This window comes from Streptomyces sp. WM4235 (assembly GCF_001279725.1).
Lineage (GTDB): Bacteria > Actinomycetota > Actinomycetes > Streptomycetales > Streptomycetaceae > Streptomyces.
Map to the genome: position 1 here is coordinate 17,614 of NZ_LGDE01000192.1, position 16,877 is coordinate 34,490.

Here is a 16,877-nt window from a genome sequence, read left to right on the forward strand (position 1 = left end):
CCGCGCGCCGGCTCCGTCATCGGGCGCGGCGGCGGGACTGCCAGACGCCGGCCGCGGCCAGCGCGGCCACCGCCACGATGCCCACGACGAGCCCCGCCGAGGGCCCGCCGGACCCGCCCGAGGACGACGCCGAGGACGCGGACGGGGACGACGGGGAGGAAGGGGACGCCGACGGCCGCTGCCCGGCGCCGTCGGCGATCGGTTCGCCGCAGCCCTGCCGCGGGTACCCCGAGATCCCGCACAGCAGCGCGGCGCTGTTGTAGCGCAGCGGCTTCGCGACCGCCGCCAGGGCCTCCGCCGAAGTGGCGTCCGGCGCCACCCGGGCGCAGGCCGTGCGCGGCGCGTCCCCGGGCGGGGTCTCGCCCGAAGGGGCCTCCGCGGGGAGCCCGAAGTCGATGACGAGGGCCACCCGCTTGCGGCCCTGCTCCGCGGGCGTCGCGGAGCAGACGGCCTCGAAGTCGGCGTCGGCGCGCGGCCGCCCGGACTGGTCCCCGGCGTCCTTGCTCACGCCGAAGCGGAACCCCTGCACCGAGCCGTCCGCCGGGCGCGCCATCGAGGGGCCCTGGGTGGCGTACGACCAGGAACCGTTCGCACCGCCGTCCCAGAACGACCAGTAGCGGTAGCTCGACGCCATCGCCGGGGCGGAGGCGAACAGCACGAGGAGGACGCCGAAGGCGAGGGCGAGGGCCGGGAACCGGCGAGCGGGCAGCCCGCGCATCAGATCTGGTTCTTCTTCCGGCGGCCGCTCAGCAGGATGCCGATGCCCATGCCGGCCGCGGCGCCCGCGCCGATGATCCACCAGAGGTTCCCGTTGCCGGAGCCCTCGTCGTCCTTCTTCTTGTCGGCGTCCTCGGAGGCCTGCGCCTTCGGGGTCGCCGACCGCGGCGCCGGGCCCGTCGCGTTCAGCGCGGCGACCAGGTCGGTGGACCCGAAGGCCTTCGGGTCGGTGCCCGTGGCGTGCGCGGTGAGGATCAGCGTGCCCAGGGCCGCCGGGTTGCCCTTGGACCACTCGGCGGAGTTGGCCTTCAGCCACTCCAGCGCGCCGGCCGCCGACTGCTTGTGGCCGGCCGCGGCCAGGGCGATCACCGCGTCGGCGGTGTTGCCGGTGTCCGGGGTGGGCTGGTCGGCGCCCGGGGTGACGGCGGTGAGGTGGCCGTCCTTCTTCAGGGCCTCGGCGAGGTTCCCGGCCGCGCCCTGGGCGGCGGCCGTCGGGTCGCCGGCGGTCGCCGGGCAGGCGAGCGCGGCGGCCGGGGTGTCCGCGGCGGCCGGGGCGACGAGCGCGCCCTTGCCGAGCGCGGCCAGCGTCGCGGCGGCGGTCGCGTCGGCGTTCGCCGCGAGCTTGCCGTCGGCCGGCTGGTACCCGAAGGCGCCCCGGTCGGCGGCCGGCTCGGCGGAGCAGCCCAGCTGGAAGGAGAGCAGGCCGTCGTACGCGGACTTGCCCGCCTTCGACTTCACGTCGGCGGGCTTCTCGCCCGCCTCGGCCAGCGCGCTGATGACGACCGAGGTGGAGCTGCCCTCGCTGGGGGAGCCGGGGACGTACGCCCAGCCGCCGTCCTCGTTCTGGACGGACTTCAGCCAGTCGACGCCCTTCTTCACCGCCGCGTCGTGGCCGCCGAGCGCCTTGAGGGCCTGCACGGCCACCGCGGTGGCGTTGGTGTCGAGCACGGTCTTCGCGTCGCAGGCCTTCGAGGCGTCGGCGCGGAAGGAGGCGAACCCGCCGTCGGCGCACTGCTGGCCGACGAGCCAGTCCACGGCCTGCGCGGCCGGCTGCTCGCCGACGGTCCGCTGGGCGAGCAGGGCGAACGACTGGCGCCACACGCCGTCGTACGTCGGGTCGCCCTTGCCGAACAGTCCCGAGGGGACGACCGGCGCCGGGGAGGGGGAGGGCGCGGCGAGGGTCGCGGGGGCGGCACCCGCGCAGAGCACGGCGGAGGCGGCGAGCGCGGCGGCGCTGCGTCGTACGTTCATGGTGGGGCGGGTGCCTCTCGTGCTGGGGAACGGAGGCAGGCACGCGCGGGTACCGGGCTCCGGCTCCGTTTACCTCGACGGTGCCGGCCGCCGGAAGACCCGGCGGCACGAGCCGCGCACCTCCGGTACAGGGCATTCCGGCTCCCCGCCCCGATGTCGCGGGGGTGGGTCACGGTTGCGGGTCAGCGCCGGATTCGCACCGGCTTCCCCCCGTACGGAAGTGTGGACGACGGGCCCACTCTACCGGCCCGTAGGTTTCGGTGACCGGGGCGTGGGGCCCTGAGCCCCTTACCGCACCCGGCCCGCGGCGCCCGATGCACGGCGCCGGTGCCCCGTTCCCGGCTCCGCGTTCACAGGGCCCGGTACGTCACCGGGTCGCTGCCCGGTACCGGCTCCGCCCGGCCCTGCTTCACCAGCCGCCGCAGATGCGCCTCCGCCTCGGAGACGGCGATGTTCCGGGAGCCGTACGGGATCTGCTCCCAGGGGCGGTTCCACTCCATCCGCTCCGCCAGCTCCCACGGGGTCAGGGGGGTGGCGAGGAGCCCCCAGAGCCCGGTCAGCCGTTCCTCGTGGTGGTCCAGGAGTTCGCGCACGCGGCCCGGGGCGTCGGTGAAGGGGTGCTGGTGGGCCGGGAGCACCTCGGCGGGCTCCAGCCGGCCGACGCGTTCGAGGGAGTCGAGGTAGTCGCCGAGGGGGTCGGTGACCCGGTGCTCGGAGGGGTCCTCGTACAGGCCGATGTGCGGGGAGATGCCGGGGAGGAGGTGGTCGCCCGAGAACAGCCGGCCGTTGCCGGGCAGGCCCGCGGGATGGGCCTCCTCCAGGTGGAGGCAGACGTGGCCGGGGGTGTGGCCCGGCGTCCAGATGGCGCGCAGCCGCCGCCCGGCGAGGGGCAGCAGTTCGCCGGGGACGATCTCCCGGTCGGGGACGGCCGCGTGCAGGCCGGGCAGGGTCCGCAGTCGGCCGCTCGTGCGGGCCGCCCGCAGGGGGGCGATGTGCTCCTCGGGGGCCCCGGCGACGGCCAGTTTCTCGCTCATGTAGTCGAACCAGACGCCCGGTTCGGCGGAGCGGGTCCGCACGACGACCTCGGTGTCGGCGGCGTGCATGGCGATCCAGGCGCCCGATGCCTCCCGGACCCGGCCGGACAGGCCGTGGTGGTCGGGGTGGTGGTGGGTGATGACCACGCCGTGGACGTCGGCCATCGCGATGCCGAGGGCGTCGAGGCCGGCGACGAGGGTGTCCCAGGACTCCGGGTCGTCCCAGCCGGTGTCGACGAGGACCGGGCCGCGGTCGGTGTCGAGGACGTGGACGAGGGTGTGTCCGAGGGGGTTGTCGGGGATGGGGACCTTGACGCCCCACACGCCTCCGCCGTGGTCGGTGACCTGAGGTGTCACGAGGGCTCCCTGTCTGCCGGCTGTCCGGGCGGTCGTGCGTCCGCCCGCACACGATAAAGAGAACTTGTTCCAGTAGTCGCCCAAGTCGACCATCTCTTCGGGTTTCTGGCTACCCGTCGGATGTCCGTTGGATCTTCTCCGCCGTTCCGTCCTGACCGTGGACTCCTGGAACTAGAACTGGTATCAGTTCTGGAACGTCACGCCGCAGGTAGCCGCAGGAGGCCTCAGCCATGACCGAGCTCGTGGAACACGGACAACTGTTCATCGGCGGGGAGTGGACGGACCCGCTGGGCACCGACACCATCAAGGTCGTCTCCCCGCACACCGGACAGGTCATCGGCAGCGTCCCGCACGCCACCGCGGCGGACGTCGACCGCGCCGTCGCCGTCGCGCGCAAGGCGTTCGACGAGGGCCCCTGGCCCCGGATGTCGCTCGACGAGCGGATCGCCGTCGTCGCGCGCGTCAAGGACGCCATCGCGGTGCGGCACGAGGAGATCGCCCGGTCCATCAGCTCCCAGAACGGATCCCCGTACTCCTGGTCCGTCCTCGCCCAGGCGCTGGGCCCGATGATGGTCTACGACGCGGCGATCACGGTGGCGCGCGACTACGCGTACGAGGAGCACCGCCAAGGCGTGCTCGGTCCGATCCTCGTCCGCCGGGAGCCGGTCGGCGTGGTCGCCGCCGTCATCCCCTGGAACGTCCCGCAGTTCGTCGCCGCCGCCAAACTGGCGCCCGCGCTGCTGACCGGTTCCGCGGTGATCCTCAAGCCCTCGCCGGAGTCCCCGCTGGACTCCTACATCCTCGCCGACATCGTGCGCGAGGCCGGGCTGCCCGAGGGCGTGCTGTCGATCCTGCCCGCCGACCGCGAGGTCAGCGAGTACCTCGTCGGGCACCCCGGCATCGACAAGGTGGCCTTCACCGGATCGGTGGCGGCGGGCCGGCGCGTCATGGAGGTCGCCTCCCGCAACCTCACCCGGGTCACCCTCGAACTCGGCGGCAAGTCGGCGGCCGTGATCCTGCCGGACGCCGACCTGGAGACCACCATCGCCGGCATCGTCCCGGCGGCCTGGATGAACAACGGTCAGGCCTGCGTCGCCCAGACCCGCGTCCTCGCACCGCGCGCCCGGTACGCGGAGGTCGCCGAGGCCCTCGCCGCCGCGGCCGGCGCGCTGGTGGTCGGCGACCCCCTGGACCCGGCGACCCAGCTCGGACCGCTCGTGGCCCGCCGTCAGCAACAGCGCTCGCTGGACTACATCCGGATCGGACAGGAGGAGGGCGCGAAGATCCTCGTCGGCGGCGGCCGCCCCGCCGGTCTGGACCAGGGCTGGTACGTCGAACCCACCCTGTTCGGCGACGTCGACAACTCCATGCGCATCGCGCGCGAGGAGATCTTCGGGCCCGTGGTCTGTCTGATCCCCTACGGCGACGAGGCCGAGGCCGCGCGGATCGCCAACGACTCCGAGTTCGGACTCAGCGGCAGCGTCTGGACGGGCGACGTGGAGCACGGAATCGACTTCGCGCGCGGAGTGCGCACCGGCACCTTCAACGTCAACACCTTCAGCCTGGACATGCTCGGACCGTTCGGCGGCTACAAGAACAGCGGCGTCGGGCGGGAGTTCGGCCCCGAGGGACTGAGCGAGTACCTGGAACACAAGATGATCCACCTGCCCGCCGGGTACCGGCCTCCGGCCGCCCCCGAAACGGACGCGTGATGGGGGACCGCTGGCAGGTGGAGGTGGACCGGGGCGTCTGCATCGGCTCCGGCATGTGCGTGAACCACGCCCCGGCCGGCTTCTCCCTCGACTCGGCGCGCCAGTCACACCCGGCGGCCTCCGAGACGGACGCGAACGAACCGGTCCTGACGGCGGCCGAGGGCTGCCCCGTCGAGGCGATCACGATCACCCTGCTGGGCAGCGGGGAGGCGGTGTTCCCGCCGGAGGAGTAGGAGAACCGGCCCCGCCCCGCAGGCCCTACGGCAGGATCAGGACTTTCCCCGGGCCTTCGGCGGGGCCGGGGCCGGCGTCGTCAGGTCGATCAGGCGACAGACCGTCTCTATGTCGATCTTGACCTGGGCGATCGAGGCACGGCCCGACAACCAGGTGATCAGTGCCGAGTGCCAGGTGTGCTCGATCACGCGCACCGCCGAGAGCTGTTCCGCCGTCGGCGGGGCGTCCAGACCCATCGCGTCCAGGATGATCGCCGTGGTCAGCCGCGACACCGTGTCCACCTCGGGGCTCACGCTCCGGTCGGCGAACGTGAGGGCGCGCACCATCGCGTCGGCGAGGTGCGGTTCGCGCTGGAGGGCCCGGAAGGCGCCCATCAGGGTCTCCGAGACCCGGGCCGCCGGATCGTCGCCCGCCGGGGGGCGCTTGCGGAGCGTGGTGTGCATGTGCTGGAGCTGGTCCTGCATGGTGGCGACCAACAGGTGCACCTTGGACGGGAAGTACCGGTACAGGGTCCCCAGCGCCACGCCGGCCGCCTCGGCGACCTCCCGCATCTGGACCGCGTCGAAACCGCCCCGGCCGGCCAGTTGGGCGCTGGCGTGCAGGATGCGGCGCCGGCGCGCTTCCTGGCGCTCCGTCAGGGGCGGAGACGCCGGTGTGGTCACGGCCTTCACTTCCGCTGTCATCTGTCCCGTTCCAAGGCGTTCAGTGTCGTTGCGCCGGCCGTTCCGGGGCCGATCCGGGGCCGGCGTGTCAGGCGTCGGGGTCGTGGCGTGAATCACCTGCTCCGCCTCTTACGGTGGGGTTTCCGGCCGGTAGATTCAATGCTCTCAGACGGATCAAGTCTGAAACTTGTTCTACATTATCCGAGCGGTTACGCTCCGGCGAAAGTGCAGGGAGAAGGGGGCCGAGAGTGACCGCAGAGGCCGTGGTGACGAGCCCTTTCGCGAGTTCCGCCACCGAAGGTGACCGCCCGTTGCGCATCGCACTCCTCACCTACAAGGGGAACCCGTTCTGCGGCGGCCAGGGCGTCTACGTCCGCCACCTTTCGCGGGAGCTCGTCCGGCTCGGCCACAGTGTCGAGGTCATCGGCGCCCAGCCCTACCCGGTGCTCGACACCGGGGCCACGCTGACCGAGCTGCCGAGCCTGGACCTCTACCGCAGCCCCGACCCGTTCCGTACGCCCAAACGGGCGGAATACCGGGACTGGATCGACGCCCTCGAAGTCGCCACCATGTGGACCGGCGGCTTCCCCGAACCGCTGACCTTCTCGCTGCGCGCGCGCCGGCACCTGGCCGCGCGCGCCGGTGAGTTCGACGTCATCCACGACAACCAGACGCTCGGATACGGGCTGCTGGGGGATCTCGGCGCGCCGCTGGTGACGACGATCCACCACCCGATCACCGTGGACCGCACGTTGGACCTGGCCGCCGCCAAGGACCGCAAGAAGCGGCTCTCGGTGCGCCGTTGGTACGGGTTCACGCGCATGCAGGGCCGGGTGGCCCGCCGGCTGCCGTCCGTGCTGACCGTGTCGGGTTCCTCGCAGGTCGAGATCGCCGAGCACCTGGGCGTGCGCGGCGAGCGCATCCACGTGGTGCACATCGGCGCCGACACCGACCTGTGGTCGCCCGACGCGTCCGTGGCCGAGGTGCCCGGGCGGATCGTGACGACGTCCAGCGCCGACGTGCCGCTGAAGGGGCTCGTCCACCTGGTGGAGGCGCTCGCGAAGCTCCGCACGGAACAGCCCGACGCGCACCTCGTCGTCGTGGGCCGGCGTGCCGAGGAGGGGCCGGTCGCCCGCGCGATCACCACGTACGGACTCCAGGACGCGGTCCGCTTCGTCAAGGGCATCACGGACGCCGAGCTCGTCGACCTGGTGCGCAGCGCGCAGGTCGCCTGCGTGCCCTCGCTGTACGAGGGCTTCTCGCTCCCGGCGGCCGAGGCCATGGCCACCGGCACCCCGCTGGTCGCGACCACCGGCGGGGCGATCCCCGAGGTGACGGGGCCCGACGGGGAGAGCTGCCTGGCGGTGCCGCCCGGTGACGCGGGCGCGCTCGCCGCCGCGCTGGGCCGGCTGTTGGGTGACGCCCCGCTGCGCGAGCGGCTCGGCGCCGCCGGACGCGACAGAGTCCTGACCCGGTTCACCTGGGCCAAGGCCGCCGAGGGGACCGTGGTGCACTACCGGGCCGCCATCGAGCGGGCCGCCCGTACGCGTCGTGCGCGCTGACCCCTCGCCGATGAGTCACCCCCGTTCCGAGTTCCACCCCGTAGACCCCCGCGACCGCGAAGGCAGGACCCCGTGCTGACCGTCGATTTCTCCCGGTTCCCGCTCGCCGCAGGCGACCGCGTGCTCGATCTGGGCTGCGGCGCAGGCCGGCACGCCTTCGAGTGCTACCGGCGCGGCGCGCAGGTGGTCGCCGTGGACCGCAACGGCGAGGAGATCCGCGAGGTCGCCAAGTGGTTCGCCGCGATGAAGGAGGCCGGTGAGGCGCCGGTCGGCGCCACCGCCACCGCCATGGAGGGCGACGCGCTGGCCCTGCCGTTCCCCGACGAGTCCTTCGACGTCGTGATCATCTCCGAGGTGATGGAGCACATCCCCGACGACAAGGGCGTGCTCGCCGAGATGGTGCGGGTGCTCAAGCCGGGCGGCCGGATCGCGATCACGGTGCCGCGCTACGGCCCGGAGAAGATCTGTTGGGCGCTCAGCGACGCCTACCACGAGGTCGAGGGCGGTCACATCCGCATCTACAAGGCGGACGAGCTGATCGGCAAGATGGAGGCCGCGGGCCTCAAGCCGTACGGCACGCACCACGCGCACGGGCTGCACTCCCCGTACTGGTGGCTGAAGTGCGCGTTCGGCGTCGACAACGACAAGGCGCTGCCGGTGAAGGCGTACCACAAGCTGCTGGTCTGGGACATCATGAAGAAGCCGCTGGCCACGCGCCTCGCGGAGCAGGCCCTGAACCCGGTGATCGGCAAGAGCTTCGTGGCGTACGCGACGAAGCCGCACCTGCCCGTGGACGCGGCGAAGTGACGTTCCCCGGTCGTACCGAACACCTGGTCCTGGACGGCGTGCTGACCGCCGAGCAGGCGGCCGGGACCGTCGCGGGCATCCTCGCGGCGCAGCGGGCGGACGGGGCGATCCCGTGGTTCCGCGGCCATCACCTCGATCCGTGGGACCACACCGAGGCCGCGATGGCGTTGGACGTGGCGGGCGAGCACGAGGCGGCGGAGCGGGCGTACGCGTGGCTGGCGCGGCACCAGAACGAGGACGGTTCCTGGTTCGCGGCCTACGCGGACCGGCCCGAGGGCGTGGACACGTCCGCCCCGCAGGACGCGAGCCGTGAGTCGAACTTCGTCGCGTACATCGCGGTGGGGGTGTGGCACCACTACCTGGCGACCGGCGACGACACCTTCCTGGACCGGATGTGGCCGGCCGTGTACGCGGCGGTGGAGTTCGTGTTGGGACTCCAGCAGCCGGGCGGCGAGATCGGTTGGAAGCGGGAGTCGGACGGCGCGGCCGTCACCGACGCGCTGCTGACCGGGTCCTCGTCGATCCATCAGGCGCTGCGGTGCGCGCTCGCCATCGCGGAGCACCGCGAGGACCCGCAGCCGGACTGGGAGTTGGCGGCGGGCGCGCTGGGACACGCGATCCGACGGCACCCGGAGCGGTTCCTCGACAAGTCCCGCTACTCGATGGACTGGTACTACCCGGTGCTGGGCGGCGCGTTGACCGGGCCGGAGGCCACGGCGCGCATCGAGGAGCGGTGGGCGGAGTTCGTCGTCCCGGACCTCGGGGTGCGGTGCGTGCTGCCGAACCCGTGGGTCACGGGCGGGGAGTCCTGCGAACTGGCCCTCGCGCTGTGGGCGTTGGGGGAGTCCGACCGGGCGTTGGAGATCCTGCGGTCGATCGGGCACCTGCGGGCCGACAACGGCATGTACTGGACGGGGTACGAGTTCGTGGACGGGGCGGTGTGGCCGGTCGAGCAGACCACGTGGACGGCGGGCTCGTTGTTGTTGGCCGTCGCCGCGTTGGGCGGGGACGAGGCGACGGGCGAGGTCTTCGGCGGGCTGAACCTGCCGCGGGGGCTTGAGCCGGACTGCTGCGGTTGAGCGTGTGGGGCCCGCGGGCCCCACACGCCCCGTGCGTCAGCGGCGGGAGAGTCGGCTCGCCAGGGCGTGGCCGATGAAGAGGTAGACGACGGCCGCGAGGCCGTAGCCGACGACGACCTGGACCCAGGCGCGGTCGAAGGTGAACAGGTCGTAGGACCAGCCGGCCAGCCAGGTCGCCGCGTCGTGGACGAGGTCGACGAAGGCGTTGCCCTGGTTGGCGTCGAGCAGGAACAGCAGGATCCACAGGCCGATCACGAAGGCTGCGATGTCCGCCACCAGGGCGACGGCCCGGCCCGCTGAACTGCTTCCTCGGGTGTGTACTCGGGTGTGTGTGGGCATGCACCCCGTGTTGCCGCGCAGGCGCGCCGCAAACCCCCGAACGGGTCCCCCAAGTGGCGGAGCCGCATGGCCCGGGTGAGGGTGCGGAGGACACCTCAGTCCCCGGAGGCAACTGTGTCCGTACCCAGAACCGTTCGATTCCGTCGTGCCGTCACGTCGGTGCTCCTGTCCTGTGCGCTGCTGGCGGGCGCCACCGCCTGTGGTTCCGACGGGGGCGGGAAATCCAAGAGCGAGGACGTCTCGCTGTCCGCGGCCACGGCGGCCGACCAGGCGGCGGCGGAGGCCTCGGCCGTCGAGGTGCTGGCCGCCGAGGAGGCCGCCGCCGCGACTCCCGCGCCGAGCACGTCCGCCGAGAAGCAGAAGTTCGCGAAGACCCGCTTCGTCGCGAACGCCGGTCTCGCGGCCGGCGCGACGTACCAGTGGATCGTCAAGCCGTACCAGGCGGGCAAGTTCAAGAAGGGCGCGAAGGGCCGTACGTTCGCGCTGATCAAGGCGGGTCTTGCGGGTGCCTTCGCCTACAACCGGTTGAAGGCGGCGACCGACAACGCCAAGGGCGATCCCCTGCTGTCCAAGGCGGTGGCCCCGCTGACGGCCGGCATCGCGTCCCTCAAGGGTCTCGCCACCAAGCTCCGCAAGGGGCAGGCGGGTGACGCCGACATCGGCGCCTTCGAAAGCGTCATCAACGGGGTCAAGGACGCCGGCAAGAGCGCGGGGGCCGTGGTGACCGACAAGGTTCCCAGCACCTCCCAGCTCGGCGGCTGACCGGCCGCGTCCCCGGGCGGGCCCGGGGTCGGGAGGCGTCGCGGCCCCTCGACCCCGGGCCCGCCGGCACGCGAGGGCCGGCCGCGGCTGTTTCAATGGGGCGCGTGATCGAGTTCGTGGTGGCTGCCGCAGCGGTGGCCGGGGTCGGGTGGCTGGTGCGGCGCAAGCACCGCGAGCGGCAGGCCGCCGAGGTGGTGCCCGGGCTGCCGGGCATGGCACGGCTGCCCGCCGGCGAGGGGCGCTGGCGCATGGGCCGGCTGTACGTGGACGGGGGCGCGCCCCGTTGGGAGCCGCAGCGGGGTCCCGTGGTGGAGCTGGCCGGCGCGCGGGCCACGGCGGTGCGGGCGCCCTCCGTGAAGGAGGGCATGAGCATCAACCCGGGCTCGCGGATCGTCACGTGCGCCCGCCCGGGGGGCGCCGACATCGAGATCGCGGTGATGGCGCTGGACCTGAGGGAGTTCCTCGACGCGGTGCCGCGGGCCGAGCAGGTCTGAGTCGTCAGGTGTTCAGTTCCGCGAGGACCCGCAGGGTGTGCGGGTCGGGGGCGGTCAGGAGCAGGTCGGTGACGGGGCCCTTGCGCCACAGGTCGAGGCGTTCGGCGATCCGCTCCCGGGGGCCGATCAGGGAGATCTCGTCGGCGAACGCGTCGGGGACGGCCAGGACGGCCTCCTCCTTGCGGCCGGCGAGGAACAGTTCCTGGATGCGGCGGGCCTCCTCCTCGTAGCCCATCCTGGCCATCAGGTCGGCGTGGAAGTTGCGGGCCGCGTGCCCCATGCCGCCGATGTAGAAGCCGAGCATCGCCTTGACGGGCAGGAGGCCCTCGGCGACGTCCTCGCAGACGTGGGCCCGGGCCATCGGGGCGATCATGAAGTCTTCGGGGAGGTCGGCGAGGGAGGCCTGGTACACGTCGGTGCGGGACGGCGACCAGTACAGGGGGAGCCAGCCGTCGGCGATCCGGGTGGTCTGGGCGATGTTCCGGGGGCCCTCCGCGCCGAGCAGGATCGGGAGGTCCGCGCGCAGCGGGTGGGTGATCGGCTTGAGCGGTTTGCCGAGGCCGGTGCCGTCCTCGCCGCGGTACGGGTGGTGGTGGAAGCGGCCGTCCAGGGCGACGGGGGCCTCGCGGCGCAGGACCTGGCGGACGACGTCCACGTACTCGCGGGTCGCGGTGAGCGGGGAGGCGGGGAAGGGGCGCCCGTACCAGCCCTCGACGACCTGCGGGCCGGACAGGCCCAGGCCCAGTGTCATCCGGCCGCCGGAGAGGTGGTCCAGGGTGAGGGCGTGCATGGCGGTGGCGGTGGGGGTGCGGGCGGACATCTGGGCGATGGCGGTGCCGAGGCGGATCCGCGAGGTGTGCGCGGCGATCCAGGTCAGCGGGGTGAAGGCGTCGGAGCCCCAGGCCTCGGCGGTCCACACCGAGTGGTAGCCGAGGTTCTCGGCCTCGGTGGCGAGGTCGAGGTGGTTGGGGTTGGGGCCGCGACCCCAGTAGCCGAGTGCCAGTCCGAGGCGCATGGGGGTTCCCTCCGCGAAGCCGCCGACAGCCACCGCCATTCCTGACGGTGCGTCAGGTGACTGTAGGGCACCACCACCGTCCCGGGAAGACCGACGACCCCCGCCCGGGAGGGCGGGGGTCGTTCGGCCGCGCGGGCGAGGAGGCCTCAGCCGCGCTGGATGTCCGACGTCTCGTTCAGCACGCCGCGTCGACCGTCCTGGGTCTGGGCGATCAGCGTGGACGGGCCGCGCTGGTCGACGGCCAGGTACCAGGTGCCCGGCGCGAGTTCCGCGATCGGGTTGTGCGAGCCGTCCTCGGCGAACAGGGGCCGGGTCACCGGCACCGCGAACCAGAACGGGGTGAAGTCCGCCGCCGGGGCGGGCGTCGCGTCCTGCGGGGCCGGGGCGGGCGTGGGGTTCGGCTGCGGGGTGCCGCCGTAGGGCGGTACGGGCTGCGGGGTCTGCCCGTACGGCTGGGGCTGCTGCCCGCCCGGGTAGCCGTAGCCGGCGCCGGGCGGCTGCGGCTGGCCGAGCGGCTGGCCGCCGTACGGCGGGACGGCGGCGGGACGGGACTCGGGAACGAGCTTGCCGGCCAGCGCGGGGACCTTGTCGCCGAACAGGGTCACGCCGGCCAGCGCCAGGGTGGCGAGGAAGGCGATGATGCTGCCGGCGCCCAGGTCGGCGCGGCTCGGGCAGGTGATCAGGGACCACAGGGAGGCCCAGGCCGCCGCGACGGCCAGCACGGTGCCCCAGGCCTGCATGGGCAGCCCGGCGAGCTGGCGGCCCTGCGGCAGGAACCGGGCCGACAGGACCAGACCCGCCGCGATGAACCCGAGCAGGAAGACCGTCGGGAGCACCAGGCTGTACACGTCGGTGTCCCAGGCACTCGGCGTGTCGATGCCGGTCGCGGAGTAAAAATCGAGGAACGAGGCGATGAACAGCAGCACCGCTGCTCCGATCACCACGCCGTCGCCTCGAGTGAGGGAGCGGATGTTCACGTCTCAGGTGTCCTTCTCGGTCTCGGTCGTCTCGTGGTGCCGCGGTCGCAGATCAGGACTGGAGCGGGGCGGGCGGCACCATGGTACGGAGGTTTTCCGTGACCGAGCGGACCGGGGCGGCGGGCTGTCCCGTTGGGGCTACCCGCCGAGGAACCCGACAATGCCGTCCGCGATGCCCTGCGCGGCCTTCTGGCGCCACTGCGGACTCGTCAGTTGAGCCGCGTCCTTGGCGTCACGCATGTTGCCGCATTCGATGAACACCTTGGGGCGAGTTGAGAGGTTCAGTCCGCCCAGATCGTCGCGGACCACCAAACCCGTGCCGGAACCGAGGTAGTTGGCGGGGCCGGAACCGGTCGTGCGGGAGAAGTTGGTCGCGATGCGTTCGCCCAGCAGCCGCGAGGGCTCGATGATCTTCGCGGTGTCCGCGCCACCGCCCTTGACCTTGGCGGGAAGGATGACGTGGTAGCCGCGACTGCCCTCGGAGACCCCGTCGGCGTGGACCGAGACGACGGCGTCGGCCGTGGCCTCGTTGCCGATCCGGGCCCGCTCGTCGATGCAGGGACCCCAGGGGCGGTCGGTTCCGGCCTCGTGGGTGAGGAGCACCTTCAGGCCCTTGGACTCCAGGACGGTGCGCAGCCGGCGGGACACGTCCATCGTGAACTCGGCCTCCATGTAGCCGGAGTTCGTGGTGGTGCCGGTGGTGTCGCACTCCTTGTGGTTGGTGCCGATGTCCACCTGGCGGTCGATCTCTTTGGTGTGCTTGAAGTTGCCCGTGTTGTGGCCGGGGTCGATGACCACCGTACGGCCGGTGAGCGGGACCTTGTCGGCGGTGGGGGCGCCGGACGTGCTGCCGTTCGGGGTGGGGCTCGCGGGCGTGGGCTCGCCGGCCGTGGTCGGTTTCGCGTCCCCGGCGGGCGTGTGGGACGCGGACGGCACCGACGCCTGCGGGCGGTGGTCGTCCTGCCCGTTCCCGGTCAGGACCTGGGTCAGGACCCAGCCCGCCAGACAGGTCGGGGCGAGGGCGGCCGCCGCGACCGCGAGGGTGGAGCGGCGCGTGAACCAGTGCCGGTCCGGGGTGACCGAGGAGCCGGACTCGGGGGGCGGGGGGCTGTCGTCGTAGCGCACCCGGCGATGCTAGACCGGCCGCCCGCCGCCCGGACGGACCGTGCTCCATCCGGGGGCGTGGTGTGTTTGTATGCCTGGCGGTGTCCCGGTTATATGCCCTGGTCGGTGCGTCGCAGGACCCGCAGGGAGTCCGTGACCGAGATCTCCTCGAAGGCCCCGGAGGCCAGCGCGCGCAGGTAGATCCGGTACGGGGCCTGGCCGCCGTCGGCCGGGTCCGGGAACACGTCGTGGATCACCAGCGTGCCGCCCACGGCGAGGTGCGGGGCCCACCCCTCGTAGTCGCCGCTCGCGTGCTCGTCGGTGTGCCCGCCGTCGATGAAGACCAGGCCCAGTGGGCCGCTCCAGGCCGCGGCGACCTGCGGGGAACGGCCCACGATCGCGATCACGTGGTCCTCCAGACCCGCCCGGTGCAGGGTGCGGCGGAAGGTCGGCAAGGTGTCCATCAGGCCGATCTCCGGGTCCACCACCGTCGGGTCGTGGTACTCCCAGCCCGGCTGCTGCTCCTCGCTGCCCCGGTGGTGATCGACGGTGATCGCGGACACCCCCGCCTCGCGGGCGGCGTCGGCGAGCAGGATCGTGGAACGCCCGCAGTACGTGCCGACCTCCAGGAGCGGCAGCCCGAGCGCCGCCGCCCGCGTCGCCGCCGCGTGGAGGGCGAGGCCCTCGCCCACGGGCATGAAGCCCTTGGCCGCCTCGAAAGCGGCGAGGGTCTCCGGCTTGGGGCTGGCCATGTCGTTCCTCCTGAGCTGCGGGTGAGTGGCCGCCCATGCTGCCCTACCGCCCGGTAGGACGCCACGGCCGGGGGCCCGTGACCCGTGGTCGCGCGCGATCAGCGGCCGAAGAGCCGGGACAGGCCACCGCCGAGGTCCGAGCGCCGGTCCTCCCACAGCATCCGCCGGAAGTCCGCACGGACGTCGGTCACCTCGCGGGTCAGCCAGTGGGTGTTGCCGGCGGTGAGGTGGAGCCGGTGCAACAACGGCTTCAGGAGGGTCAACGCGCGGGCGGGATCACCGGCCTCGCCGATGCTCCGGGCCACCCGGTACGCCACCTCCGCGTGACCGCGCTCCGCCAGGCCCTCGGGATCGGGGTACAGCCACAGGTACAGCCGGGCGGCGGTCGGGAAGTCGCCGAGCAGCCAGGCGGCGTGCGCCAGGCGGCGCCGTACGTCCAGCAGGACGGGGCTCTCGGCCGGCAGCCGGCGTTCGAGGTCGGGCAGCAGCGGGCCCAGCCACTCGCGCTCGCTCCGCGCCTGCTCCGGTGTGCGCGAACCCCACTCCCCGTCCGGGCCGCCGTCACCCCGCCGGCGGGCCCCGGCCAGGTGGTAGCGGGCGGTCAGCGTGACGGGATCGTCGGCGCCGAGGACCCGGGCCGCCTGTTCGATGATCTCGCGCAGTTCGTCCTCGTGGCGGCGGCCGTCGCCGGGCCCGTGGGCCGCGGCCTCACCGACGTACGCGGCGCGCGCGGCGATGGTGTCGGGGTGCTCCAGACCGAGCACCCGCATCATCCGGGGCAGGATGCGCTCCAACTCCGTGGCCGACTGGCCCCGCACGGCCATGGCCCGGTGGTACGCGGCCCGCACGGTCAGGGCGTCGTGGGCGCCGAGCTCCTCCGTCAGGTCGGCGACCAGCATGCCCAGCCGCTCGGGGAGGTCGGTCGGGGCGTCCTCCAGCAGCAGGTTCAGCCGCCGCCCGAACATCGCCCGGACCGGATCCCCGGCAGCGGTGTGCACGGTGGGGGAGTAGGCGGGCGGGGGCGGCCACGCGACGGCCGGGGCCGCCGGAGCAGCCGGTACGGGGGCGGGGGCGCCGGCGGGGGTGTGGGCGGGGACGGCCGCCGCGCCCCGGGCGATCTCCGCTAGGCGCAGGCTCACCTCCCGCGCGGTCGCCGGACGCTGCCGGGGGTCCTTCGCGAGCAGGTCGAGCACGAGGGGGTCCAGCGCGGCCGGCAGCCCTTCGCGGAGCGAACCGGGCGCGGGCGGCTCCGTCGTGAGGTGCTGGGCGAGGAGCTCGTGCATCTCACGGGCGGGGAAGGGGCGACTGCCGGTGAGCAGCTCCATGAGCACGCAGCCGAGGGCGTACAGGTCGCAACGCCCGTCGACGGGAACCCCGTTCGCGCCGCCGGTCCAGCGTTCCGGCGCCATGTACGGGAAGGACCCGATGATCATGCCGGTGGCCGTGAGCTCCGTACCGGGGCCGCCCGGGGCCTTGGCGATGCCGAAGTCGAGGACCTTCGTCATCCCGCTCTCGGTGACCATGACGTTGGCCGGCTTGATGTCCCGGTGGACGATCCCGGCGTCGTGCGCGGCCCCGAGCGCGTCCGCGATCCGCGTGGCCCAGTCCAGCGCGTCCGCGAGCGGCGGTACGCCGGCGTCCAGGACCTCGGCGAGGCTGTGGCCCCGGAGCAGTTCCATCACCAGGAACACCGCGTCCCGTCCGCCGTGTTCGGTGCGGCCGAAGTCGTGGATGGTGGCGATGTTGGGGTGCGCGAGGTTCCCGGCGAGGCTCGCCTCCCGCTCGAACCGGCGGGCGGCCTCGACGGTCTCCGGGTATCCGATCTTCACGGCCACCCGGCGGCCCACCCGGGCGTCCCTCGCCCGCCAGACCTCGCCGAATCCGCCCCGTCCGAGCAACTCCTCCAACTCGTACCGGTCTTCGATCACTTCCCGCACACCCTCGACCCCCGTCAACACCCTGCTCCGCCCGCGCGGCAGGAGCATTATCGCCGAGTGCGGGCGGGTTCCGAGTGTGGGC

General features: G+C 73.2%; 17 protein-coding genes and 1 riboswitch. Of the genes, 7 read left to right on the forward strand and 10 right to left on the reverse strand.

The window, feature by feature from the left end:
* Positions 1-16: 16 nt before the first annotated feature.
* The 3 genes from ADK55_RS15350 to ADK55_RS15360 form a co-directional block, all read right to left on the reverse strand.
* Positions 17-718 carry an SCO2322 family protein gene (locus ADK55_RS15350; RefSeq protein ID WP_053679044.1) on the reverse strand — a complete coding sequence of 234 codons (702 nt, stop codon included), beginning with the start codon at positions 716-718 and terminating at the stop codon, positions 17-19.
* Positions 718-1,968, reverse strand: a complete 1,251-nt coding sequence (locus ADK55_RS15355; protein ID WP_053679047.1) for a prenyltransferase/squalene oxidase repeat-containing protein — start codon at positions 1,966-1,968, stop codon at positions 718-720. The genes ADK55_RS15350 and ADK55_RS15355 overlap by 1 nt, the downstream gene beginning before the upstream one ends.
* Before the next feature lie 130 nt (positions 1,969-2,098).
* Positions 2,099-2,178: riboswitch (cobalamin riboswitch) on the reverse strand.
* 140 nt (positions 2,179-2,318) lie between these two features.
* Positions 2,319-3,359, reverse strand: a complete 1,041-nt coding sequence (locus ADK55_RS15360) for an MBL fold metallo-hydrolase (protein ID WP_053679049.1) — start codon at positions 3,357-3,359, stop codon at positions 2,319-2,321.
* A gap of 230 nt (positions 3,360-3,589) precedes the next feature.
* Here ADK55_RS15360 and ADK55_RS15365 point away from each other — a divergent pair, with 230 nt between their 5' ends.
* Together ADK55_RS15365 and ADK55_RS15370 are read left to right on the forward strand one after the other, a co-directional pair.
* Entirely contained in the window at positions 3,590-5,071 is a 1,482-nt protein-coding gene (locus tag ADK55_RS15365; protein WP_053679051.1) for an aldehyde dehydrogenase, read from the forward strand.
* Positions 5,071-5,304, forward strand: coding sequence for a ferredoxin (locus ADK55_RS15370; protein WP_053679053.1), 234 nt, complete (start codon positions 5,071-5,073; stop codon positions 5,302-5,304). Before ADK55_RS15365 ends, ADK55_RS15370 begins: the two co-directional genes overlap by 1 nt.
* A gap of 36 nt (positions 5,305-5,340) precedes the next feature.
* Here ADK55_RS15370 and ADK55_RS15375 read toward each other — a convergent pair whose 3' ends face one another.
* Complete coding sequence (locus tag ADK55_RS15375) at positions 5,341-5,988, reverse strand: TetR family transcriptional regulator (protein ID WP_053679055.1); 648 nt, start codon at positions 5,986-5,988, stop codon at positions 5,341-5,343.
* Positions 5,989-6,215: 227 nt separating this feature from the next.
* On the opposite strand from ADK55_RS15375, the gene ADK55_RS15380 reads away from it, so the two are divergent.
* From ADK55_RS15380 to ADK55_RS15390, 3 genes are all read left to right on the forward strand, one after another.
* Positions 6,216-7,529 carry a glycosyltransferase family 4 protein gene (locus ADK55_RS15380; protein ID WP_053679058.1) on the forward strand — a complete coding sequence of 438 codons (1,314 nt, stop codon included), beginning with the start codon at positions 6,216-6,218 and terminating at the stop codon, positions 7,527-7,529.
* 72 nt (positions 7,530-7,601) lie between these two features.
* Positions 7,602-8,336 (forward strand): class I SAM-dependent methyltransferase, encoded by a 735-nt coding sequence (locus ADK55_RS15385; protein WP_053679060.1) that lies wholly within the window; start codon positions 7,602-7,604, stop codon positions 8,334-8,336.
* Entirely contained in the window at positions 8,333-9,415 is a 1,083-nt protein-coding gene (locus tag ADK55_RS15390) for a prenyltransferase (protein WP_053679062.1), read from the forward strand. Before ADK55_RS15385 ends, ADK55_RS15390 begins: the two co-directional genes overlap by 4 nt.
* A gap of 36 nt (positions 9,416-9,451) precedes the next feature.
* On the opposite strand, the gene ADK55_RS15395 is transcribed toward ADK55_RS15390, so the two are convergent.
* A complete protein-coding gene (locus ADK55_RS15395) occupies positions 9,452-9,754 on the reverse strand; it encodes a hypothetical protein (RefSeq protein ID WP_078998949.1) in 303 nt (100 codons plus the stop codon).
* A gap of 66 nt (positions 9,755-9,820) precedes the next feature.
* Between ADK55_RS15395 and ADK55_RS15400 the strand changes: the two genes are divergently transcribed.
* Positions 9,821-10,516: a hypothetical protein gene (locus ADK55_RS15400; RefSeq protein WP_053679066.1), complete on the forward strand. Its 696-nt coding sequence runs from the start codon at positions 9,821-9,823 to the stop codon at positions 10,514-10,516.
* Positions 10,517-10,620: 104 nt separating this feature from the next.
* Entirely contained in the window at positions 10,621-11,010 is a 390-nt protein-coding gene (locus tag ADK55_RS15405; RefSeq protein ID WP_159041404.1) for a hypothetical protein, read from the forward strand.
* Positions 11,011-11,014: 4 nt separating this feature from the next.
* Here ADK55_RS15405 and ADK55_RS15410 read toward each other — a convergent pair whose 3' ends face one another.
* From ADK55_RS15410 to ADK55_RS15430, 5 genes are all read right to left on the reverse strand, one after another.
* Positions 11,015-12,025, reverse strand: coding sequence for an LLM class F420-dependent oxidoreductase (locus ADK55_RS15410; RefSeq protein ID WP_053679142.1), 1,011 nt, complete (start codon positions 12,023-12,025; stop codon positions 11,015-11,017).
* Between the two features lie 146 nt (positions 12,026-12,171).
* Positions 12,172-13,002, reverse strand: coding sequence for a DUF5336 domain-containing protein (locus ADK55_RS15415; protein ID WP_053679070.1), 831 nt, complete (start codon positions 13,000-13,002; stop codon positions 12,172-12,174).
* Between the two features lie 138 nt (positions 13,003-13,140).
* Positions 13,141-14,127, reverse strand: coding sequence for an N-acetylmuramoyl-L-alanine amidase (locus tag ADK55_RS15420; RefSeq protein ID WP_053679073.1), 987 nt, complete (start codon positions 14,125-14,127; stop codon positions 13,141-13,143).
* An 89-nt stretch (positions 14,128-14,216) separates the two neighbouring features.
* On the reverse strand, positions 14,217-14,858 hold the full coding sequence (locus ADK55_RS15425; protein ID WP_053679075.1) for a class I SAM-dependent methyltransferase: 642 nt from the start codon (positions 14,856-14,858) through the stop codon (positions 14,217-14,219).
* 98 nt (positions 14,859-14,956) lie between these two features.
* Positions 14,957-16,786 (reverse strand): serine/threonine-protein kinase, encoded by a 1,830-nt coding sequence (locus ADK55_RS15430; protein ID WP_159041405.1) that lies wholly within the window; start codon positions 16,784-16,786, stop codon positions 14,957-14,959.
* Positions 16,787-16,877 lie beyond the last annotated feature (91 nt).